At 60.0% G+C, this 22,650-nt stretch carries 15 protein-coding genes; all 15 read left to right on the top strand.

All coding sequences use genetic code 11. From position 1 onward, the window contains the following. Window positions 1-69: 69 nt before the first annotated feature. The 15 genes from JJ889_RS11450 (at window position 70) to JJ889_RS11380 (ending at window position 22,644) form a co-directional block, all read left to right on the top strand. On the top strand, window positions 70-711 hold the full coding sequence (locus JJ889_RS11450; RefSeq protein WP_291895183.1) for a TonB-dependent receptor plug domain-containing protein: 642 nt from the start codon (window positions 70-72) through the stop codon (window positions 709-711). Further along, a complete protein-coding gene (locus JJ889_RS11445) occupies window positions 708-1,592 on the top strand; it encodes an isoaspartyl peptidase/L-asparaginase (RefSeq protein WP_291895181.1) in 885 nt (294 codons plus the stop codon). The genes JJ889_RS11450 and JJ889_RS11445 overlap by 4 nt, the downstream gene beginning before the upstream one ends. Before the next feature lie 274 nt (window positions 1,593-1,866). Continuing rightward, a complete protein-coding gene (locus tag JJ889_RS11440) occupies window positions 1,867-9,924 on the top strand; it encodes an Ig-like domain-containing protein (protein WP_291895179.1) in 8,058 nt (2,685 codons plus the stop codon). Window positions 9,925-10,004: 80 nt separating this feature from the next. Continuing rightward, complete coding sequence (locus JJ889_RS11435) at window positions 10,005-11,630, top strand: GspE/PulE family protein (protein ID WP_291895178.1); 1,626 nt, start codon at window positions 10,005-10,007, stop codon at window positions 11,628-11,630. Then, a complete protein-coding gene (locus JJ889_RS11430) occupies window positions 11,623-12,825 on the top strand; it encodes a type II secretion system F family protein (protein ID WP_291895176.1) in 1,203 nt (400 codons plus the stop codon). The genes JJ889_RS11435 and JJ889_RS11430 overlap by 8 nt, the downstream gene beginning before the upstream one ends. Beyond that, window positions 12,809-13,264 carry a type II secretion system major pseudopilin GspG gene (gspG, locus tag JJ889_RS11425; protein WP_291895174.1) on the top strand — a complete coding sequence of 152 codons (456 nt, stop codon included), beginning with the start codon at window positions 12,809-12,811 and terminating at the stop codon, window positions 13,262-13,264. Before JJ889_RS11430 ends, gspG begins: the two co-directional genes overlap by 17 nt. Then, on the top strand, window positions 13,245-13,715 hold the full coding sequence (locus JJ889_RS11420) for a prepilin-type N-terminal cleavage/methylation domain-containing protein (protein WP_291895172.1): 471 nt from the start codon (window positions 13,245-13,247) through the stop codon (window positions 13,713-13,715). The genes gspG and JJ889_RS11420 overlap by 20 nt, the downstream gene beginning before the upstream one ends. Further along, a complete protein-coding gene (locus tag JJ889_RS11415; RefSeq protein WP_291895171.1) occupies window positions 13,702-14,076 on the top strand; it encodes a type II secretion system protein in 375 nt (124 codons plus the stop codon). Before JJ889_RS11420 ends, JJ889_RS11415 begins: the two co-directional genes overlap by 14 nt. Window positions 14,077-14,079: 3 nt before the next feature. After that, window positions 14,080-14,694 carry a prepilin-type N-terminal cleavage/methylation domain-containing protein gene (locus tag JJ889_RS11410; protein WP_291895170.1) on the top strand — a complete coding sequence of 205 codons (615 nt, stop codon included), beginning with the start codon at window positions 14,080-14,082 and terminating at the stop codon, window positions 14,692-14,694. Continuing rightward, entirely contained in the window at window positions 14,691-15,644 is a 954-nt protein-coding gene (locus JJ889_RS11405; protein ID WP_291895168.1) for a hypothetical protein, read from the top strand. Before JJ889_RS11410 ends, JJ889_RS11405 begins: the two co-directional genes overlap by 4 nt. Continuing rightward, window positions 15,641-16,201: a hypothetical protein gene (locus JJ889_RS11400; protein ID WP_291895166.1), complete on the top strand. Its 561-nt coding sequence runs from the start codon at window positions 15,641-15,643 to the stop codon at window positions 16,199-16,201. Before JJ889_RS11405 ends, JJ889_RS11400 begins: the two co-directional genes overlap by 4 nt. After that, window positions 16,198-16,614 (top strand): hypothetical protein, encoded by a 417-nt coding sequence (locus JJ889_RS11395; protein WP_291895165.1) that lies wholly within the window; start codon window positions 16,198-16,200, stop codon window positions 16,612-16,614. The genes JJ889_RS11400 and JJ889_RS11395 overlap by 4 nt, the downstream gene beginning before the upstream one ends. 86 nt (window positions 16,615-16,700) lie before the next feature. Beyond that, window positions 16,701-18,740, top strand: coding sequence for a type II secretion system secretin GspD (gene gspD / locus JJ889_RS11390; protein WP_291895164.1), 2,040 nt, complete (start codon window positions 16,701-16,703; stop codon window positions 18,738-18,740). Continuing rightward, window positions 18,737-19,534, top strand: a complete 798-nt coding sequence (locus JJ889_RS11385) for a type II secretion system protein GspK (RefSeq protein WP_291895162.1) — start codon at window positions 18,737-18,739, stop codon at window positions 19,532-19,534. The genes gspD and JJ889_RS11385 overlap by 4 nt, the downstream gene beginning before the upstream one ends. Then, on the top strand, window positions 19,531-22,644 hold the full coding sequence (locus JJ889_RS11380; protein WP_291895159.1) for an FG-GAP-like repeat-containing protein: 3,114 nt from the start codon (window positions 19,531-19,533) through the stop codon (window positions 22,642-22,644). The genes JJ889_RS11385 and JJ889_RS11380 overlap by 4 nt, the downstream gene beginning before the upstream one ends. The last annotated feature ends 6 nt before the right edge of the window (window positions 22,645-22,650 follow it).

Genomic DNA, 22,650 nt, shown 5'->3' with positions numbered 1-22,650 from the left:
CCGTTCCGGCTTGCATCTATCGGTTTGCAATCAGGGGAGGCGAACACGTGTTCGCCGGGAGACTAGTTTATGAAAATCCAAGTTTTGAAGTCGACGACGGCGCTCGTTGCGAGCCTGACGTTTGTCGCAAGTGCGGCGGCCAAGGAAGCTGAATCCACACAGGAATCCATTACCGTAACCGGCACGCGCATCGAGGGGCTCGACCTCGAAGGTGCAGTCCAGGCGGTGCAGATTGATCGCGAGGCGATCGAGGAATCCGGTGCCAATTCGGTTATCGATCTCATGCGTGACCTGACGATCACCGGCGGTGGTTCCGGCACGTTTTCGACCTCGACGGCCGGTCCGCTGTCGTCTGACACGCCGGTCGGTGCGGGCGGTGTTTCCCTGCGCGGTCTGGGCACCAGCGCCACGCTGACCCTGATCAATGGCCGTCGCGCCACGATCAGTGCCTTTGCCCGCGGCCAGGAGAGCTTTATCGACGTCAACTCCATCCCGCTGGCAGCCATCGAGCGGGTGGAGGTTCTGCCCAATGGTGCGTCCGCCACCTATGGTGCGGATGCTGTTGCCGGTGTCGTAAACTACGTCCTGCGTGATGATTGTGAAGGACAGGAAATTTTCGTTTCCTATGGCGATTCAACCGCGAGCACCGATGAGGGGCGTTTCAACATCAACGGTATCCGTGATCTCAAGCGAGCAGGACCAGACGATTGACTGACAGCAATACTTATGCATTCGCCCTGCATGGCGGAGCCGGCGTGACACCGGGACGGGATTATTCCGCTGCCGAGGTCCATATGCGCGAACTGGCACTGGCGTGCGAGCGTGATCTTCAGGCCGGCGCGGCGGCACTGGATATTGTGACCCGGGCGGTCGAGGAGATGGAGACGTCGGGTCTCTATGTGGCCGGACGTGGATCCGCCCCGAATGATGCCGGCTATGTTGAGCTGGATGCCTCGATCATGGATGGAGCGAAGCGCCAGGGCGGTTCGATCGCCGCAGCGCGTGATGTCATGCTCCCCATCCGTGCCGCCCGCGCAGTCATGGAAAAGTCCGAACACGTAATGCTGACGGCGCGCGGCGCAGAGCGTTTCTGTCGCCATCACGGGCTGGAATTCGTGGCTGAGCCGGACAGTTATTATCGTCTTCCTGCGGGGGTGGTCGAGGAAGACCTGGCCACAGCCAATCGCGCTCACGGTACGGTCGGCGCGGTGGCGCTTGATCACCAGGGCCGGCTGGCAGCGGCGACATCGACAGGCGGTATCTTCGGCAAGTCCGCGGGGCGTCTCGGCGATACGCCCATTATCGGTGCCGGCACCCGGGCGGACGAGAATGTTGCCGTGTCCTGTACCGAGTTGGGAGAGGCTTTCATCCCGGCTGGAGGCGCTCAGGATGCGGCGTCGCGTGTGCGTTACGGATCCCAGCCGCTGGACGAGGCGGTCGAGGGCTTGATCGCGGATGTCGGTGCTCGCGACGGGGATGGCGGGGTGATCGCTGTGGACCGTGAGGGCCGTGTCTCCATGCACTGGAACTCACCCGGTATGAAACGCGCCCGGGGCAGTTCCCGAGTGGCGGTCCAGACGGGGGTGCGCTAACCCCAGTCGCTGCTCCCGCCCGGCGTAGTGGGGGCATGGCGAATGTCACCCTTGCTCGGGTGCTTACGGTTCCGATGAGCAGCAAGAAATGGGGAATTTGCTGAAATCGCGCGTTTAGCGCGAATTTGCCCTAGTCCGGCGGATTCGGGTCGTATAGGATGCGCGAAGCGTCCCGTTGAGGGGGGGCGAAACGCGCGCGTCCGGCTGCATTGTGCGTTCTCGAGATCTCGGGAGCGCCGCTTGCTACGAGCGGTCGTCGCGACTGGGGGATAATATGCTGTCACTTGATCGATTTTCTGCTGTCGTGGGCTATGCTGATAAGGCGTTGAAGTCTTTCGCCCTTGCTGGTGTAGGTGCCGTTTGGGCGGTTGGCGCGGCGCAAGCCCAGCCGGCCGTTTCAGGCTCGGCTGCGGAGCAAGTGTTCAGTCCCCCGCCCGGGCATGTCTCACGGATTGAGCCCGGCGATACGGTCTCTCTCTCGTATACGATCTTCGAATCTCCCACGACCCATTTCGAAGACGGTGAAATGACGGTCTATCTGGGGGCGGGAATTCCCCTGGCTGTTGCAGCGACCGCCTCAACCGGATTTGGCTGTGACCTCAATGGCGCTCCGGTTATCACCGGCGTCAACACCGGCACCATCTCGATCTCGAATCTGGCGATGAATGCGGCATTTTCATTCTGTTCCGTTTCGATCACTTTTGTGGTCCCTGAGGGTACGGCGGCCGGAAACTACACGATTTCTGCTACCGATCTGACGGGTAATGATGATGGTGTGACGCCTTTTGCAGCAGCGATTGGCGACGTGGTTGTTACCGTTGAGGCGGATGATGATGCGCCAAACGTTGAAGTGTCCGGTCCTGCCGGTCCTGTCAGTGGCGTCTTCAATGCCTCCGTCTCGTTTACAGATTCTGCCTCTCTTTTTCCGGAGCAGGTTGAGGATTTTGATGTAGCGGATTTGCTCGTTTCCAACGCCACGGTGAGCCTGATCAATCAAGGCGGAGATGCCGGTGGCGCAATTTTCAGCGCCAATCTCGAAGTGACGCCCACTGGCGGCACGCCGATTGAAATTTCCCTGCCTGCGGCAAGCGTGACGGACATCGCCGGTAATGCGAACAATGTTTCGAATACCTATTCAGTGGCTTACGACGCAGCGCCGCCGGTCGACCCGGCAAGCTTGGTGAATTTCACCAATGAATTTCTCAATGGTCCGTTCGCGGCCGGGGGTACGCCTACTCACCGGTTTACCATCGAGAATACGTCTTCCGAAGACATGACCATCACCTTCTTTACGGAGAATATTCAGGCGGGATTGACCGGGCTCGCTGCGACCGGTGGGCCGACGGTTGATACGTGTGGTGGCACGCTCTCCGGGACGACATTCCTGATTTATACTGGTGGTAGTCTTACAGCGGGCAATTCGTGTACCATCGAGGTCCCGGTGCTGATCCCGGCCGGGGCGGCGCCTGGCAGTTATGGTGTTCAGACGAGCTTGCTGTCGGCATCACTCGCCACGACGGGCGCGATTATTGTTGATCCAGCCCAAACCCAGCTTGAAATTGCTGGTTTTGAGGGCACCGGCGTCATTGATTTTTCCAAGGAGTTCACCAACGATCCGGTTGGGCCTGGTGAGCAGGTCACGCTGGAATTCACGATCTCTGCTGCGGGCAGTTTCACGACCAGCGACCTGTCCTTCACGGATGATCTTGATGCGGCGCTGAGCGGAATGGTCGCGACAGGATTGCCGGCAACCGACGTTTGTGGATCCGGCTCGACCTTGTCCGGTACTGATACAATCACGCTGACCAATGGTAGTCTGGCACAGGATGCCAGTTGCACCTTCTCGGTGACGGTTGATGTCCCGGCCGGTGCTACGCATGGCGAATACACGAACACGACGTCCCTCCTTTCGGCGACACGATCTGATGTTGGTGCGGTCAGCATTGAGCGGGCCAGCGACACCCTGAATGTTGAAGTTATTGCGCCAACGGTGCGCGTTGAAGGCCCTGCGGGCCCGGTTTCCGTGGCTGAGAATTTCACCGTTGACGTCACCTTTAGTGAGGATGTCACCGGTGTGGAGATCGCGGACCTGAGCTTGGTCGGCGCAACCGCTGCCGGCCTGACCGGCTCCGGGACGGATTACCAGTTTGAACTGACGCCGACAGGTGTCGGAACGGCCACCGCCCAGTTCAATGCCGACGGCGCTGTTAACGGAGGCGCAGTTGGCAATCTCATCTCGAATCTCTTTGAGGTCGACGTCGCAGCAGCGGCACCTGAAGCCCAGGTTGAAGGCCTTGGCGCGGAGATCGTTAATGGCGATGCGACGCCGAGTGGCGGCGATGCCACGCTGTTTGCTCCCATCGATGTCGCGGGTGGTTCCGCGAACGCCGTGTTCACGATCCGAAATGTGGGCACGACCGACCTGACGGTGGGAACAGTCAGCCTCGTGACAGGAACAGATTTCAGCATCGCCTCCCAGCCGACCTCCCCGATTGCTGCGGGAGCAAGCACGACATTCACGGTGACCTTCGATCCGACGGCGCTCGGTGAGCGTTCCGATACCCTGTCATTTGTGACCAATGATGCGGACGAAAACCCCTACACATTCGGGATCGCCGGCAATGGTATTACGGCCCCGGAAATCAATGTGGCCGACGCTGCGGCTGCCAATGACATTGCGGACGGAGACGTCACGCCGAGTGCCGTTGATGGCACGGACTTCGGAAATCTCAATGTTGTCGGGGGCACTCTGACAACAACGTTCACCATTGAAAATGTTGGCGGGTCCGCCCTGACGCTGGGCTCTGATGCGGTTTCGATCAGCGGCTCTGCCGATTTCACAGTCGCCAGCCAACCCGCGACGTCCGTGGGCGTTGGAAGCAGTGAGACGTTTACAGTCACGTTCGACCCGTCTTCTTCGGGAAGCAAGACGGCGACCATCTCGATCACGAATAATGATGCAGACGAAAGTCCCTATACGTTCGCGGTTCAGGGTTTTGGTGTCGATAATGAAGCGCCAAGCGGTTATTCGGTTGCCTTTGACGCATCTATTTACGGCCCCGCTGCCAATACGACGGCCAGCTTCACGATCGATGATCCCGAGATTGGTGCGACCTTTGATTACTCCATCTCGTCGTCGGGCGGCGGTGCTCCGGTTACCGGCAGCGGAACCATTCCGGTTCCGGCGCCCGGGTCGCCGAGTGAGTACCAAGTTTCGGGAATCGACGTTTCCGGCCTCGCCGATGGAACGCTGACAGTCAGTGTTTCCCTGACGGACACGGACAGCAATGTCGGTGGACTGGTCACCGATACGGCTACCCATGATACCACCGCGCCGACGCCGGTGTTGTCGACGGTCGCGAGTGACCCGGTTTCGGGCGCCTTCACGTTGACGCTCGACTTCGGTGAGACCGTTACCGGATTTACTGTGGGCGAAATTTCTGTCGGAAATGGTGCTGCCTCCGGTTTCTCCGACGATGGCGGAGGCGCTTTCTCGGTGACAATCACGCCGGCGTCTGACGGCACAGTTGCCGTAGATGTTGCGGCCGCTGTCGCTCAGGATGCTGCGGGCAATGACAATAATGCAGCCACCCAGTTCAGCATCGAGAACGATGAAACCGCGCCAACGATGACGATTTCTTCTGGCGCTGCAGATCCGGTTTCCGGCGTCTTCTCCGTCACGGTGACGTTCTCGGAGTCTGTGACCGGATTTGCCGTCGGCGACATTTCCGTAGGCAATGGCGCAGCATCCAATCTGGCAACCAGCGACAATACGACCTTCACCGCCGACATCACGCCGGCTGCGGATGGGAGTGTGACCGTCGATGTCGCAGGTGCTGTGGCACAGGATGCTGCCGGCAATGACAATACCGCTGCGACGCAATTCTCGATCACCAATGATGAGACACCGCCGACGGTGAGCAGCGTCGACCTGTTCGCAGGCGTCGTGTCGCCAACGGATGCAGATATTGTCTCCTGGCAGGTGGATTTCAGCGAAGATCTCGATATCAGCACGCTGTCCGGAGCGGACTTTGTTGCGACCGGTACGACGGCGACGCCAACCGTCAGCTCATTGAGCAATAGCAGTTTTGAGGTCTCCCTCGCCGGCGGCGACATGGACGATCTGAATGCTACCGTGACATTGGCCCTGGCAGCCAGCCCGACAATCTCGGACCTGGCCGGCAATGCGCTGGTCAGCACGGCCGTCACCGGTACAAACAATAATTCGATCGACGTCATCAATGATACGGTGCCGCCGACGCTCACCATCACAACCGTCGCAAGCGACCCGGTTTCCGGGGTGTTCTCGGTCAGCTTCAACTTCGATGAAAATGTCACGGGCTTCACCCTCTCCGATATCACGGTGGGGAATGGCGCTGCGTCAAACTTTGCCGGTTTCGATGACAGCTACACTGCGGATATCACACCGACGGCAGATGGACCGGTTACGGTCGATGTCGCTGCAGCTGTCGCGCAGGACCTGGCGGGTAATGACAATGTGGCTGCGACCCAGTTCAGCATCGAGAATGATGAAACCCCTCCGACGGTCACGCTGACATCAACCTCCAGCGACCCGGTTTCGGGGGCCTTCCCGTTGACTGTCACGTTCTCGGAAGCGGTGTCCGGATTTGCTCTGGGCGACATTGCGGTCGGCAATGGTACGGCGTCCAATCTCGTGACATCGGACAATACGATTTTCACCGCCGACATCACGCCGACAGGCGATGGTACGGTGACCGTCGATGTCGCAGCCGCTGTCGCGCAGGATGCGGCCGGAAATGACAACACGGTGGCGACCCAGTTCACCATCGAAAACGACGAAACAGGGCCGACAGTGCGCTTGCGCTCGGCGGCCAGTGACCCGGTCTCGGGTGTGTTCTCGCTCGAGGTCTTGTTTGATGAGGCGGTCACCGGTTTCGCAGCAGCCGATCTGGTTGTCGGAAACGGCTCTGCTTCCAACCTTGCCACGGCCGACAACACCACCTTTAGCGTCGACATCACGCCGGCGGCGGATGGTTCGGTGACAGTCGATGTCCCTGCGGCGGTTGCCCAGGATGCTGCGGGCAACGACAATGATGCCTCCAGTCAGTTCACGATCGAGAATGACGAGACTGGCCCGAGTGTTACAATCACCACGGCGTCAAGTGATCCGGTGTCAGGTTCCTTCTCGATCACGATTAGCTTCTCTGAAGTTGTCAGCGGTTTTGCGATCGGAGACCTTGTGGTCGGCAACGGTTCGGCAGGCTCACTGGCGACGGCTGACAATATGACCTTTACCGCCAATGTCCGACCGACATCGGGTGGTACTGTTACCGTTGATGTCGCTGCCGGCGTCGCACAGGACGCGGCGGGCAATGACAACACGGCCGCAGCGCAATTCTCGATCGAGAATGACGAGACGCCCCCAGGCGTTGTCATTACGAGTGCTGCATCCGACCCGGTTTCCGGTGTCTTCTCCGTCAGCATTACCTTCGATGAAACAGTCACAGGCCTAGCGGTTGGCGACATCACCGTGGGTAATGGCGCGGCGTCGAACCTTGCCGGATCCGGGACTAGCTACACTGCGGATATCACGCCTGCCAGCGATGGCACGGTGACAGTTGATATTGCTGCGGGTGTGGCCCAGGACGCTGCAGGCAACACAAATACCGCTGCCGCACAGTTTACGATCGAGAATGACGAAACGGCGCCGGGGCTCGCGATTACCACGACGTCAAGCGATCCAGTCGCTGGCCTGTTCTCGGTGACCTTCACGTTTGATGAAAGCGTGACCGGGTTCGTGCTCGGAGACATTGCTGTTGGCAATGGCGCGGCCTCGAATTTCGCGGGATCCGGTACGACCTACACGGCGGACATTACGCCGGCGGCTGATGGTGCTGTAACGGTCGACGTTGCTGCGGATGTTGCACAGGATGCGGCCGGTAACGGCAATACGGCAGCGGCCCAGTTCTCAATCGACAATGATGAAACCGGTCCAACCGTTGATAATCTGGCGGTCTCGGATACCGATCTGCGTAACGACGATGTTGGTGATGCCTTCACCGTTGCGGTCGATTTCTCCGAACAGGTTGATACGGCGAGCAATCCTACGCTGAGCTTCGCTCCTGATGTCAGCGCGGCGTTGAGTTTCCAGTCGGGTGCTTTCTCCAACGGGGACACAACCTATACCGCGACGTACACGGTTCTGGATTCACAGAGCAGCCTGGCTGATATTGATGTCACTGTTTCCGGCGTTTCCGATTTGCTGGGCAACGCTTTGGTGGACGACACAACTGCTGACGTGTTCTCCGTTGAGCAACGGCGTGGCAGCATCAGCATTGTTGCCGAGATTGATGGTCTTGTTGACGGTGAATTCGATTTCACCAGCGATCTGGGCAGTTTCGCCATTTCGACGACGGCCCAAACCGGCACCGAAAACTTCACGGATCTGAGTGAGGGCGCATACGGGTTTGCCTTCACCGAAGAGGATGGTTTCTCGCTCTCCGGCATCAGCTGTGTGGGCGGCACGTCTGCGACGGATGCGGCTGCCGGGACACTGGATGTGACCCTGGCACCGACCGATGCCGTGACGTGTACCTTTGCACTCACCGCGGACCCTGAGGTGGATGAGACCGAGATTCCGCAGGTCGAGATCACACTGGCTTCCGCGTCCGACGATCCGACGTCAACGACGACCACGTTTGATCTCACCAATACCGGTGGTTCTGCGTTCTTCTTCGAAGCCTCCACGGATGCTGCCTGGTTGACGGTGGACCCGACATCCGGCTCGATCCCTGCGTCTGGCAGCCTGACTTTCACGGTCAGCTTCACAGCGGCAGTTCTGGACCTGGATCCTGGCACCTATAACGCAACGATCACGATCACCGAGACCGCTGCGGCTGGGCAGAAGGATGGGCTGGCGCGGGCCAATACGCTCAACACCATCAACATTCCGGTGACGATCACGCTTGAGCCACGGGAAGGCACGCTGACGCTGGTTTCAACGACTTTGCCGGATATCGCCGGTCAGGGCAGCTTCAGCTACACCTCCGATTTGGCGGAGTTTGACGGAGTGACGCTGACGACGGTCAACGGCTCTGCATCGACAATGGCTGAGACCGTTTTGCGTGGACAATACGACATCACCCAGGCTGCGGCTGAAGGTTGGCGTCTGAGTTCGATCATCTGTACGGGCGATGATGATAACGGTTCGAGCTTCGACCTGTCCGCTGGAACGGCGACCATTGATCTTGACCCGGAGGAGGTCATGACCTGTACGTTCGCCAATGTGCGAGACGAGGACTATATCCGCGAGATCACGACCTCTGCCATTCGCAGCTTCATGGCTGCGCGTGCAGACCAGATCTTGACCAATGCACCGGATCTGTCCCGTCGTATGCGGACTGCGGATGGCGTAGCGACCCAGAACCACTTCTCCGCCAATCTGACCGAGCGGGGCATGCAGGCGAACTTCTCGACCAGCCTAAATGCGATCCGGATGTCGGCGCGTGATGATCGCGTCCCGTCGGATAGGGACGAGGCACTCGGCGTGCATCGGTCTACCGGTATGAGCTCGGTAGATGTGTGGTTCGAAGCCAGCTATGCCAGCGTCACTGACGATCGTGCAGGCCTGGATGCGGAATCCGACTTCGGCATGTACTCGCTTGGTGTCGATTTCCTGCATTCCGAGGACCTCCTGCTTGGTGCGATGCTGCAGTTTGACTCGGCGGAAACCGTCACCGGAGAATGGCGCAGCCGTGTCGAAGGTGATGGCTGGATGGCCGGCCCGTACATGGTCGCTCGCCTCAGCGAAAATCTCTATTTCGATGCACGCGGTGCCTGGGGCCGTTCGGAGAACGAAATCAACCCGATTGGAACTTATTGGGATGAGTTCGATACCGAGCGCATGCTGTTTGAAACCAACCTGACCGGCGATTATCGAACCGGCGGCTGGCGGATTACGCCGGAACTGGGTGTTGCCTACTTCTCAGAGGAGCAGGCGGCCTATACCGACAGTCTCGGCATCTTCATCCCGTCCCAGGAGATCACCATCGGCCGGGCCAGCTTCGGACCTGAGTTTGCCTACCGGATTGAGCGTGGCGAAGGCGGGTATCTTGAGCCTTACGTCCGGCTCAACGCGATCTGGGATTACGAAAGCGCTGAAGTCATCAACACGTCAGGCGTTCTTCAGGGGGTCGGTGACTTCCGGGCAGACGCCCGCCTTGGCGTCAATGCTGAATTTGCCAATGGCGGCGTGCTCTCGGCGGAGGTCGGTCTGCAAGGCGTTGGCCAGTCAGATTTCGAGGCGAACAATGCGATGATCCGGATCCGCCTGCCGCTCAGCATGGACTGATTTTGGGAATAGCCTATCCTGGAGGAGCTCATCGACGCTCCTCCAGGAGCAGTCCTTCATTGAAGGAGCTGTAGACATCCATGGTTGATCCTCTTGAGCCTGTAGAATTGCTGCAACAGCTGGTGGATGGCGGCACGCTGTCCGATACCGAGGCTGCTCACGCCCAGGCCCTGCAAGATAGATCCCGCGAACCTCTCGACAGGGTTCTCGCTCAGTCCGGATTGATGAGCGAGGCGGACATTGCAACCTTCTACGGACAGGTCTCGGGCCTGGCATTCGCCACATCGCGGGAAACCCTGCAGCTGCCTGACGGCCTTGAACCGATGGACGCTGATGTAAATCCGGATTTCTTGCGAGGTGAGCGTATCCTTCCTCTGGGAACAGATGGCGCGTCGGTGATAGCGGGCGTCGTGGATCCACAAAATCTCAAGGCCTTGCAGGGGCTGTCATTCGCGTGCCGCCGCCCGGTGACACCAGTCGTGCTGACCCAGGGCCTGTTCGACCAGTTATCCATCAGTCTTGATGAGGCCGATGAGGCGGGGGAGCGCGAACATGTCGAGCTCGACTTGCTCGCCGATTCCGACCGTTTGCGCGACCTGGCTCAGGCCGGCCCGGTCATCCGTGCGCTCGATCAGCTCGTAGCCCGGGCGGTGGAGGCGGGGGCATCCGATATCCACGTGGAACTCCAACAACGTGAGGCGGTTGTCCGGTGTCGGGTAGACGGGATTTTGCGCCAGCTTAATACATGGCCATCAAACCAGGCGCTCGCGGTGATCTCTCGCGTAAAGGTCCTGGCCGACCTCGATATCGCCGAGCGCAGACGACCCCAGGATGGACGGTTCTCCGTACCGATCGCCGGTCGATCAGTGGATGTCCGTGTTTCCGTCGTGCCAGGGCAGTACGGCGAGAGCCTGGTTCTACGTTTGCTCGACCCGGAGCTCAGTCTGCGCGACGTGGCCGACCTTGGATTTTCCGATGTTGTGGCTGGCACGGCCGGAAAAGTGCTGGCCGAGCCTCATGGCCTTGTCCTGGTGACGGGACCAACCGGGTCCGGCAAGACAACTTCCCTGTATGCCTTTCTGCGCCATCTTGCCAACGGCGAGCGCAAGATCCTGACGATCGAGGATCCGATCGAATATCGCCTGGCGGGTGTCGGCCAGTCCCAGATCAATCCGGCCATCGGGATTTCGTTTGCAGAAGCCCTGCGGTCCTTCCTGCGCCATGACCCGGATGTCGTCATGGTGGGCGAGATCCGCGATGCGGAAACCGCGCACACAGCTGTTCAGGCCGCGATGACAGGCCATCTCGTCCTCTCCACCCTGCACACCAATGACGCACCATCAGCCATCACCCGTTTGCAGGACCTTGGAGTTGCCGATTTCCTGATTGCGTCCACGCTCGCCGGCGTGTTCGGCCAACGGCTCGTCCGCCGACTGTGTACCGTGTGTGCGGGGGCAGGGTGTGAGGCTTGCGGTCAAACCGGATTTCGCGGGCGTGTGCCGGTCGTTGAAGCCTTCCATGTTGACGAATCCATGCGCGCGGCAATCAGGCAGCAATCTGTTGATGCTGAAGCCGTTTCGCGTGAACTGGCAAACCGGGCGTTCCGCACCATGTGGCAGGACGGCCTGCAGAAATGCGCGGCCGGGCTGACTTGTGAGGACGAGTTGAAGCGAACGCTGTCACAGAGGCGCGGGGCTGATGGCTGACGTCCGGGTCTGGCACTATCTCGGCGAGAACGCACAGGGCCAGATGTGCCAGGGGTGTGTGGATGCGCGTTCCAGCGATCACGCCACGCGCATTCTGGCAGCACGCGGCATCGTCGCCGTAGAGGTTTCCGAAGAGAAGAGCGGCCAGGGGCAGCATGAAAAGCACAAGCTGTCCGCCGCAATGCTGGCAGATTTCGCGGAGGCGATGGCAGATCTCCTGGGGTCTGCATTGTCCGTGACCGATGCCCTGCTGGCGTTTGAGATCAGCGAGCGCCGCCCCCGATTGAAGGCTTTCGCATCCCGGCTTGTGCATGCGGTGCGCAATGGTCGAACGCTCAACATGGCAATGCAGGAAGATATTTCGCGTCCGCCGCGCATCCTGATTGCCATGACCGCAGCGGGTGAGGAATCCGGCGCGCTTGCGGCTTCCTTCTCTGACCTGGCCCAGCGTCTCAAGCGCGGGCTCGAGCTGCGACGCGGATTGATTGGCCAGATGGTCTACCCGATCGCGCTGGTTGGATTGATGTTCCTGACCCTGGTGTTCCTGGCATTTCTGGTTCTGCCCAACTTCGAACAGGTGTTTGAAGGTGCTGCCGCCCCGCCACCGCCGGAGACCGCATTCGTGCTGTCTGCCGGAGCCTTCCTTCGCAATTATGCGGTCTGGATCCCGGTTTTCGTTCTCGGTGTCGTGGTCCTCGTCCAGCGGTTCCTGCTTATGGCTCCCGAGCACTGGGCGAGACAGTTCCGCAAAGTGCCGGTGGTCGGTCGCAATATCTGGTTGCTGAATGTGGCGTCCTATGCACGCACTCTTGGCGTCCTCTTGTCCGCTGGTCTGCCGCTGCTGCGGGCCGAGGCGGTCGCCCGTGACACTGTCGGGGATCCGGCGATGCGGCAGCAATTGTCCGGGCTTTCGGATCGGATTCGCGGCGGTGTTCCGCTCTCGGCGGCGTTTTCGGAGTCCCGCGCCCTGCCCGAGGATCTGGTTCGTCAGGTCCAGCTCGGCGAAGAAACAGGGCAGCTGGACACGTTTCTTCTGCGCGCAGCTGGGCGGTATGAACGTGAAGCAGAGCTCGCACTAAATCGTTCCGTGGAGCTGCTGGGACCTGTATTGATTGTATGTCTCGGTGTTTGTGTTGCCGGGGTGATCGTTTCCGTAATTTCCGGGGTGTTAAGTCTGAATGATGCAATCTATTGATTTGAAGGATAAATACACCGGAGCGCGGCCGCGGGATGCAGGCCTGACCCTGGTTGAGCTATTGGTCGTGCTTTTGATCATCACCGCGATAGCAGCGCTCGTTGCTCCGCGCGTGATGGGTTATGTCGGCCGCTCCAAGACGGATGTGGCGACGGCGCAGCTGGCCTCGATTCAAACCTCGCTTGAACTCTACTATCTGGATATGAGCCGATATCCGACCGAGGATGAGGGGTTGCGTGTGCTTGTCGAACCCGCTGAAGACGGGCAGCCGGGTTGGCGTGGGCCCTATTTTCGCAATGAAAGTGGGCTGATCGATCCGTGGGGAAATGCCTACATCTATGAACGCGCCGAAAGCGGTGACGGCTATGTCATTGGCAGTCTTGGGCGCGATAACGCACCGGGCGGCGAAGGGGAGGACAGTGACCTCTCTCGCAGTTAGCCGCGGTGAGTGCCGGGGTGAGCAGGCCGGTGTAACCCTCGTGGAAGTGCTGGCAGTTCTGGTGATTGTCGCGCTTGCAACATCGCTTGTCGTGCCACGACTTGTCGCCAATTCCACTGCCCGCAACATGGACCGGCACGCGGAAATTCTGGTTGCGGATCTGCGTCGCGCGAACATTGAAGCGCGCGCACTGGCCAGCCCGATTTTCGTGGATGTCGACGAGGATGGTTATTCGATCGAACTTCTGTCAATCGAACGTGACTGGGGTCCGGAGATCCAGGCCAGCTGGCGTGTCCGCCGGGGGGCGGCTTGGCAAGCGGTTTCACGTCTGGAGCTCACTGGGCGCAGGCTGGGGCGAAAGGAGGTCCTGATCCGCTTGCAACGCGATGATTTGACACGTGAAGTGCGGATCGAACCCCTGACCGGACGGGTGAGCTTTGACCCCGAATAACACCAGTGCCGGCTACACGCTGACCGAGACGCTTGCCGCGCTGGCGATCGCGTCGCTAGTGACTGTCACGGTCATGGCTGGCTTGGCGGATATCGGTCGTACCGCACGGCGGGCCAACCAAACCCAGCAAGCGATGCTGGAGGTGCGCAATATCGAAGCGAACCTGCGCGCGGGCGTGCCATCGGCCCGCATCACCGAGCGTTACCCGGATTGGTCGCTCTCCCTGTCGCCTGTTGATCGGCCGGTCGATCCGCGGACCGGGGCTGTTTTGACGCTGGCGCGGCTATCCCACGAGGATCTGCCCGGATTCGATTACAGTTTCGTCTATCTTGAGCCCGGACGCACCGGGGCGGGGCGTTAAGCCATGCAGCGGAAACAGGATACCGGCTTTACACTTGTCGAGGCGCTGATCTCGGTTGGTTTGTTAGCGCTCCTGCTGGTCATGCTCGCGCCGACACTGCGTCAAATCTCTGTCGTGGATCAACGGCTGCGCGATGAAATTTCCCGGCGCGAGGATCAGGCCGCTCTCGAAGCCTTGTTGAGGCAAGCGTTCATCAACATCCACCCTCTGCCGACGGCGCACGATTCCAGTGGGTTACAAGGATCGGCAGATCAGCTATCAGTGTTCACGCGAATTCCGGAAACGGGTCGGGTCGAGCAGCTTGATGTGGCCGTGGAAAGGGAGCGTCTGATCTTGCGTCTCGCGCCGGCTTTCGGTGGTGAACGCGAAAACCAGGTGATTACTGTCGTGCAAGTCGGTCGTGGCGCCCGGTTTTATTACTTTGGCGAGGTCGAACCGGGTGGGCAGTTGATCTGGTCCGAAGAGTGGTATCACAACCATCTGCCGCGCCTGGTCGTGCTCGATCTGGCGCCGCAGGGCGAGGAGATCAGGCGGATCGAAATTGCTGTGCCCAGTCGAGCTGGTTTTGATTGCCGTTTCGACTCGGGCAACGGGGCTTGTTTGGGAGGTGGGACGTGAGTGTCACGTCACCGATGACGCGAATTCTGGACAGCGTGCGGGCTTATTTCGCCTGGGCGCGCGAACGTGTGTGCGAGGACGCGCCCGGGATTTTGTCCAGTGCGTTTTTACGACCTGTCGCCCGTTGGTCTAGTTTGCGTGCGGATGGATGTTTGCTGGACCGCGGCGTCGTCCGCCGGTCACTTCTGGGCCGTGAAATCCGCTCAGAGACACCGATCGCCGGGCAGGGCGAGCTGGGGCTGCAGGTCGAATTGGGCTCGGAGCAAGTCTTTACCCAATCGGTTTCGGTCAATGCCCAGATCGCTCGCCGCGGCGACAGCGCATTACGGGCACGACTGGCGCGGCATTCTCCGATCCCGGAAGGCGACGCGGTTATCGCCTATGAGCTTGTCGGCGCCGATGGCCGGGACCGGGTCAGCGTGGATCTGGTTGTCGCGCGGCGCTCCGATATCGAAAGGGTGCGGGATCTGGTCGCCGTCGATAACTCGGACTGGCGCGTGGTTGCGATCTCTCAAACCGGTCGGCAAGTCGAGTTGTCTGCTTCCCTCGACCGGACCACCCGAGAGATTTTTGCGCCGGGTGCACGTTTGGCAGGCCTAATCGTGGCCACCCTGCTGCTGGGGCTAAGCTGGGTGGACCGGTTGCATCGGCAGGAAGCTGAACTGATCGATCAACGCGCCCGTCTGCTGGCGGAAGCCCGAGTGTTGCGCGGCGAGGAGGCTGAGAGCGAACAGATGCAACGCCTGCGTCCGTTCCAGGACAGTTACACAACTCTGTCTGATCTGCTCTCAGCCATGACGTTGATTTCCGATCAACCTGAAATCGAACAAGGTGTCTGGCGTATCGAGTACCGCCTGCCCGACACATTGCATGTCACACCTTCGGATGAGACCCGCGCCGCGGTGATGATCCCTCTTTATGAGCGGCCCGATACGGAGGCGGCGGAATGAAGGCACTCTTGTTGACATTGCCCCAATCCGCGCAGCGGCTTCTCGCGTGGAACAGCATCCTGCTCATGCCGGTCCTCGTCGTGACTCTTGCTGCCGCGCTGGTCTGGAGCGGCGCGCAAAGCTGGCGGCGGGTGACGGATCTTGAAGGTGAACGCGATCGCCTGGAGACACGGCTGGCTGACCAGCGCACGGCCTTGACTGAAACGCTGGCGGAGGCTTCCGGCCGGGCCGCGCACTCTGCACCCGGCAGCCCGGAGGATGTGCGGGCACGTTTTGAGGCCGAATACCGGTTATTCCTTGAAGCACTCGAGGCGTCGGGTGTGGATATTTCCCAGGCCACGGGCATTGGTGAGCTGTCGCTCGGCGAGGGGGTCTACGAACTCAGCGCTGCCTGGGGTGGATCGGCGCCCATGGCGGATTTGCTGTCTATCCTGGCGCGCCCGGAACTGGGCACAGCGAGCGTTTCAGAATTCTCCGTGCGGTCGTCACCCATTGACGGGCGCGTTGATGTGTTCATCGAATTCCGCCGCGCCTTCCTGCGGGAGGATGCATCATGAAGCAATTGGGTCCGTACGTTACGCTCGCCTTGATTCTGATCGTCTTGGGCGGTGCGGGATTCCTGCGACTTGCGCCGATTGCTCCGGCCGAGTTTCCGGCCGAGACCCCGATGGTTGGCGCGGAGCGAGCGCTTGTAGATCAGGCTGAGCTGGCGGGGGTGGTCGCGCGTATGCGGCCGCTGCGTCGAGCGACGCCGGCGGCGCCGACACCTCGGCATCCGATGTCGGACTACACCCTGATCGGTGTTGTTGAGGCAGATGGCGGAGGCTGGGCGCTGTTGCGAGATATGGACGGTGTTGTTACGGCGCGGATCGGGCAGGTTGTTGGCGGCTTCGAGCTGGTAGAATTATCGCCGGATGGCGCGATTTTCGCCCGTGGCTCAGAGGAAGTCCTCCTTGAGCGCTCATATTGACGGAAAAACATGGTTTTGCTGGTGACGACCTGCCGAGAGGTCTAGTATGTCTTCACCACCTTGGGGGGAGTAGCGTGCAGAATACGATGTTTAAGGGTCTGGTTGTGTCGTTCGCGGCGATTGTGACGCTGTCCGCGTGCGCGAGCTTGATGCCGGATGCGCGGACCGTGCATGAATCTCGTTACGCTGGAGCTCCGGTATCGCAACCCGGCTACACCCCGTCCTCGACAGTGGAGGCCGAAGCCGCATCAGAGGATACTGAAACCGTTCCCGGTGAAATCTCACCCACCGATCGACTTGTCTATTTTGATTCCACATCGGCTTCCCGATTGGGCGGGCGTGGCTCGGCAGACGAGCTGGATGGACGCACGTTGCGTCTCAACTTCATTGATGCCCCGGTCGCGGATGTTGTCCGCGCCATCATCAGCGAAGCGCTGGGCCAGACCGTCATGGTTGCCGACGGTGTGGACGGCCGGGTTTCACTGTCTTCGCGAGACCCCTCGCCCGCCCGCGCGGCCCTGCGTGCCCTGGAAACGGTGCTCGCGGAATCCAACCTGGTGCTGGTCGAGCGGAATGAGGGCTTTTTGCTGACACGACTGGATTCGGCTCGACCAAGCCTCGGCGGATCCGCATCCAGGCTTGGTTATGGTGGCCAGGTAGTGCCGATCGAACATACCGACCCCAGCGCTGTGCTCTCTTTGCTGGATCCATTTCTTTCCGACAATGTTCAGGTCGTTCCACATGATGATCTGGGGGTGCTGGTGATTGCCGGTACCGGACCCGATGTCGAGGCGGCTCGCGACGCAGCGATGACGTTCGACCGGCCGTTCCTGACTGGGCGGGTGATCGGCATGCTGGAGCTGAACTTCGTGTCTGCCGAGACCGTCACCTCGGAGTTGAATCTTGTTCTTCAGGGGCTGGGTCTGTCCACGGAAGCTGTTCGCGTTGTTGCCTTGCCGCGACTGAACATGCTGCTGGTCACGGCTCGAACGCAGGACCAGTTTGACCGTGTCACGGCCTGGATTGACCAATTTGACCGTCCGTCAGGAGGGTCGGAACGCCGGCTTCGTTATTATGTGGTCCGCAATGCACCGGCAACGGTATTGGCTACGCAGATCACCGCAGCGTTTGCTGGGGGGCAGTCAGGTGATGGTCAAAGTCTCGGACCGCGATTTCAGGGCGAGGATGCTGCAGAGGGCGATGACAGTAATGAGGAAGAGGGCCGCCTCGCCATCATCCCGGACGAGCTGAACAATGCCCTGATCATTCGTGCAACCGATCAGGAATACCGCGAAATCCTTGAACTGGTTCAGATGATGGATGTGATGCCACCGCAGGTACTCATCGAGGCGACCATCGCTGAAGTGCGCCTGCGGGACGGGCTGGATTTTGGTGTTCGCTGGTTCTTTGAAAATGGAGACCCGGGCGAGGTGACAACAGTTCGCTTCTCGGACTCGGAGACGGGCTCAACGGCACCGATTTTTCCGGGTTTCAGCTATGCCTTTTCCGGCACGGATGTCTCTGCGACCCTGAACACATTGAGATCGATGACGGATGTAACGGTGTTGTCTGCGCCGTCGATCATGGTGCAGAATAACCAGCGCGCGCATCTGCAAGTGGGTGACGAGGTTCCTATCGTCACGCAAACCGCAACGTCAGTGACAGAGAGCAATGCGCCGATCGTTTCCGCCGTCGAGCTTCGCGAAACCGGCATCATCTTGCAGGTCACACCGCGCATCAATGCGAGCGGGATGGTGGTTCTGGAAGTGACCCAGGAAGTTTCCAGCGTGCGTCCGACGACCACGTCCGGTATCGACTCGCCTACGATCCAGATACTCGAATTCACCAGCACGGTTTCGGTCCGCACCGAGAACACCATCGCTCTGGGCGGGCTGATCCGAGAACAGACCTCTGACAACGAATCGCGCATTCCCGGCCTGGGTGATATTCCCGGAGTCGGAAATTTGTTCCGCAATCGTGGCCTGTCGAGTGAACGCAACGAGCTGATCATATTCCTGACACCTCGGATTATCCGGACAGACGCCGACACGGCCGATGCCCTGTCGCACGTCCGCCGGCAATTGGAGGCGCTTGAACTTCGCCAGCCGAGACTGTTTGAGCAATGAATGTAGCACCGGGGGAGACTGAACGCGGCAGCGCACTGCTTCTCGTGGTGTGGATGTCCGCGTTGATGGCCGCCATACTCATTGGCGTCATCATGCTGGCTCACAACCAGGTCCGCGCGACCGCTGGTGACCGGGTCGCGCTGCAGCGGGAGGCCGCCTTGCAGTCCGCGCTTGAGATTGTCGCCTTTGACATCTCCCAGATTGGGCGGAGCCATGTCGCGCAACTGCCGGTGCAGATTGATGTGGGCGGATACAGCGTCCGGGTCTCTCAGGGTCGGACGCAAGTCCTGATCGATATCAACATGGCCAACGAGCAGCAATTCGCAGCGCTGTTTCGGCAGCTGGGGCACGATGATCTGGGCGCGAGGACGCTGGCCGACCGCATCATGGACTGGCGTGATAGTGACCAGACCCCTCGTGCCCTTGGAGGGGAATCGGAGGCCTATTCGGCGAGGCCAGCCTCGGCGCCCCGGAACCGGCCATTTGTGTCGGTTGAGGAATTACAGCATGTGCTGGGTATGTCGCCCCGGTTGTGGGCTTGCGCCGCACCGTATCTGACCGTGTTGGGCGGTACGCCTCTACCCGTTCGGGAGTCCGGCAGTTTCGAGGCGACGACGGATGAGACCGGGATGCGTGTCGCTTTGTTGGCCCGAACCATAACGGTTTCCGGCGCCCAGCACGAGATGGCGGGGTTGGCGGAGTTCCGTTCAGCGACAGAGGTTCCGTTTGAATGGGTTGCATTCGGTGATGACCGCCTGCGCACCCCGACCTGCCTTGGGGGAGGTGGGGCATGAATGGGACAGAAACCTGGGTTGACCGGGCTCGCTGGAAGCGCCTGGCCTTAGCCGCGCTCGCGGCGCTCGTTCTGGCCGTGTTGTTCTGGGCGACGTCGCGTTACCCGTCTCTGGATGAAAAAGCGATGATGAGTGGCGCCATCCAGCTCGAGTTTCCACTCGGGTTCGAGGCCCTGATTCCCTATGACCCGACTGCGCCTTTGGTCGAACGCGTCATGGTTGCAACGGTGAACTGGGTGGATACCAACAAGAAGGGAATGGTGTTCGGGTGGCTGTTTGGTGCTGCCTTTCTTACCATTCTGGGATATCTGCGCCGGCGCAGTTTCCAGGGTGGCTTTGCGAACGCTTTTTACGGCATGATCCTGGGGGCACCGCTTGGCGTGTGTGTGAATTGTGCTGCACCCATCGCTCGGGGCTTGTTCCAGGGAGGGTCGAGAGCCGAAACGACCCTGTCCGCCATGGTGGCATCGCCGACGATGAATATCGTCGTCCTGACGATGGCCTTCTCCCTGCTGCCGTTTTACATGGTGGTGACCAAGATTGCGCTGAGCCTGTTGGTCATACTCCTCGCGGTGCCGCTGATCTGCCGTTTCCTGCCCCCTGAAAAGCTCATCTTCTCGGTTAAGCAGGCCTCAAACCTGCCCGAAGTGCCGCAGATCGAGGAGCTGCCTGATGAGAGGTTCGTTCCGGCTTCCGGCGGTTTTGCTGCGGACTATCTGAAGAACCTCTGGTTTATTCTGCGGGCGACCGCCCCTTTGATGTTGCTTGCGGGTTTCCTGGGTGCACTTGTCGCGACGCTCTTCCCTGCCAGCTTGGTGTCTGGCCGTGAGTTTGGTGTGGTCAGCGCGTTCGTGGCAGGAGTCGCGGGCACTTTTGCGCCGGTTCCTATTGGGTTTGACGTTGTGATGTCCGGCGCGCTGCTCGCTGGTGGTGTGGCGCACGGTTTCGTCATGACCCTGTTGTTCACCCTGGGCAGTTTCAGCGTCTATTCCTTCTTCATCGTGGGCGGAACCATTGGATGGCGAGCTGCGACGATGTTGGGAATTGTGGTCATGGTGCTGGGCATTGGTGGCGGTTTGGCCATCGACGCATATCATGACTATCAGACACGCCGGGCCCTCGAGCTGCTCACGGCCGAAACCACCGTTCTGCAGGTAACAGAAACGGCCCCGGGCCATTCCGGTCTTGCTCCCAGCCGTGTGACAAAGCGTATGAAACAAGGCGCTGACGACTGGGGCATCGAGATTGAACGTGTTCCCTTTACCGATCCTGTGTCCTACGGCGATACACCCTTTACCCGCCGTGAAGCGTGGCGTTTGGGAGTTGATCACCCGGTCGAATTCTCATTTGCCGACATGTGGCCTCCCTTCTGGGAAGGACGCAGTGTCGCCTCCGGTGATCTCGATCGTGATGGTGATATCGACCTGGTCTTTGCCTCCACACGCAACGGCCTTTACTTTTATCGCAATGACGGCACGGGTCAGTTCAGTGCCGATCCGGTTTCCGCGCCTGCTTTATCTCGATGGCTGATCTTCAATGCCGCGCTTGCGGACATCGACAATGACGGCTGGCTCGATCTGTTCCTTACCACCTATCAGGATGGAAATTTCGTTCTCCCCAATGAAGAGGGGAGGTTTGATGCCGATGCCCTGCGACCGGTCCGAAACCGTGACGATGCCATCCTGACGCTCGCGACGAGTTTTGCTGATGTGGATCGGGATGGGGATCTCGACGTTGCGCTCGGCAACTGGGCGGCAGGCTGGTACCGCCGTATTCCCGGCGAGGAATCCCGCAACCGGATCGTCCTGAATGATGCGGGGCGCTTGTCTGGCAACCAGTTTGTCGATCTGCCCGGCATTCCTGGTGAAACCCTGTCCATCCTGTTCAGCGATATCGATGTCGATGGTCGCCAGGACCTTGTCGTGGGCAATGATTTCGAGGTGCCGGACTATGTCTATTTCGGGGACGGCACGGGCCAGTTCGACATGCTGACTTATCAGGATGCCCGTATTCCCCACACGACCAATACGACGATGTCGGTGTCAGCATTTGACGCGACTAATTCTGGCGACGTTTCGCTTTATTTCGCGCAGATTGCCGGTCGCGCCTCCGGTGTTTCGGAGCGTTTGCGCATGCAGCCGATTGAGCGGTATTGCGACATCATCGAACGCGATGGAGACCGTGAGATCTGTCAACGCAACATGGACATCAAGACCTGGTATCGGTCCGGCAACAGTCTGGACCCGTCCAATGCCAGTCGCTGTGCCAGCTTCGATGAGCCATATCGGTCCGAGTGTCGCGGCATGATGATCAAGGATCTGGCGATCCAGAACAATGACCCCAGCCTGTGTGCGCTGATCCCGCCGAACCAGGCCCGCGTTCGCGCATATTGCGACATTCATTTTCAGCCTGTGCGACCGATCCAGCCTGTCGAAGCTGATGTGGCGCTGCCGCAGATCATGTCCCGCAATGTGCTGCTTCAACCTGATGCGGACGGCGTTTACAGCGATATCGCCGAAACGGCCGGGGCCGAGGTCGGCGGCTGGAGCTGGGATGTCACCATGGGTGATCTCGACAATGACGGCTGGCAGGACATCTATATTGTTAATGGTACCTGGGTCCCCAATGAGGTGACGCCGTCCAACATCTTTCTGCGCAATAATGGCAATGGATTCCGGGAGGAAACGGCGGCGTTCGGGCTGTCTGACTTCGCCATCACGGCTTCAGCCGTGTTTGTCGACCTGGAGCATGACGGAGATCTCGATATCGTGACGGCTCCGGTCAATGCTCCGGCAACAGTCTTCCTGAACAACAGCGCCAGTCATAACGCCATCGCGTTCCGGCTCATCGATGAGCGTGGCAATCGGGATGGTGTGGGCGCCCGCCTGACAATCCGGCATGAGGGCTACGGAACCGGCATGCAAACGCGCGAGATTCAGCTGGGGGGCGGCTTCATGTCCTTTGAGGCGGCGATCGCCCATTTCGGATTGGGTGGGGCCAGCCATGTCGATTCAGTCCAGGTGGACTGGCCGGACGGTTCGGTCACGCATATCGATGAACCGCTGGACGCGGGGGCGAGTTACAACATTCGCCGCCGCGCCGGACCATAACATGCT

The organism is Maricaulis sp., from assembly GCF_017643475.1.
Taxonomy (GTDB): Bacteria; Pseudomonadota; Alphaproteobacteria; order Caulobacterales; family Maricaulaceae; genus Maricaulis.
Note: the sequence above shows the minus strand (reverse complement) of the source record. Positions and strands in the feature narration are given on the sequence as shown.

Coding starts and splice junctions, on each gene's coding strand:
- JJ889_RS11450 (WP_291895183.1), top strand. CDS start 70: ATGAAAATCCAAGTTTTGAAGTCGACGACGGCGCTCGTTGCGAGCCTG.
- JJ889_RS11440 (WP_291895179.1), top strand. CDS start 1,867: ATGCTGTCACTTGATCGATTTTCTGCTGTCGTGGGCTATGCTGATAAG.
- JJ889_RS11435 (WP_291895178.1), top strand. CDS start 10,005: ATGGTTGATCCTCTTGAGCCTGTAGAATTGCTGCAACAGCTGGTGGAT.
- JJ889_RS11430 (WP_291895176.1), top strand. CDS start 11,623: ATGGCTGACGTCCGGGTCTGGCACTATCTCGGCGAGAACGCACAGGGC.
- gspG (WP_291895174.1), top strand. CDS start 12,809: ATGATGCAATCTATTGATTTGAAGGATAAATACACCGGAGCGCGGCCG.
- JJ889_RS11410 (WP_291895170.1), top strand. CDS start 14,080: ATGCAGCGGAAACAGGATACCGGCTTTACACTTGTCGAGGCGCTGATC.
- JJ889_RS11400 (WP_291895166.1), top strand. CDS start 15,641: ATGAAGGCACTCTTGTTGACATTGCCCCAATCCGCGCAGCGGCTTCTC.
- JJ889_RS11395 (WP_291895165.1), top strand. CDS start 16,198: ATGAAGCAATTGGGTCCGTACGTTACGCTCGCCTTGATTCTGATCGTC.
- gspD (WP_291895164.1), top strand. CDS start 16,701: ATGTTTAAGGGTCTGGTTGTGTCGTTCGCGGCGATTGTGACGCTGTCC.
- JJ889_RS11385 (WP_291895162.1), top strand. CDS start 18,737: ATGAATGTAGCACCGGGGGAGACTGAACGCGGCAGCGCACTGCTTCTC.
- JJ889_RS11380 (WP_291895159.1), top strand. CDS start 19,531: ATGAATGGGACAGAAACCTGGGTTGACCGGGCTCGCTGGAAGCGCCTG.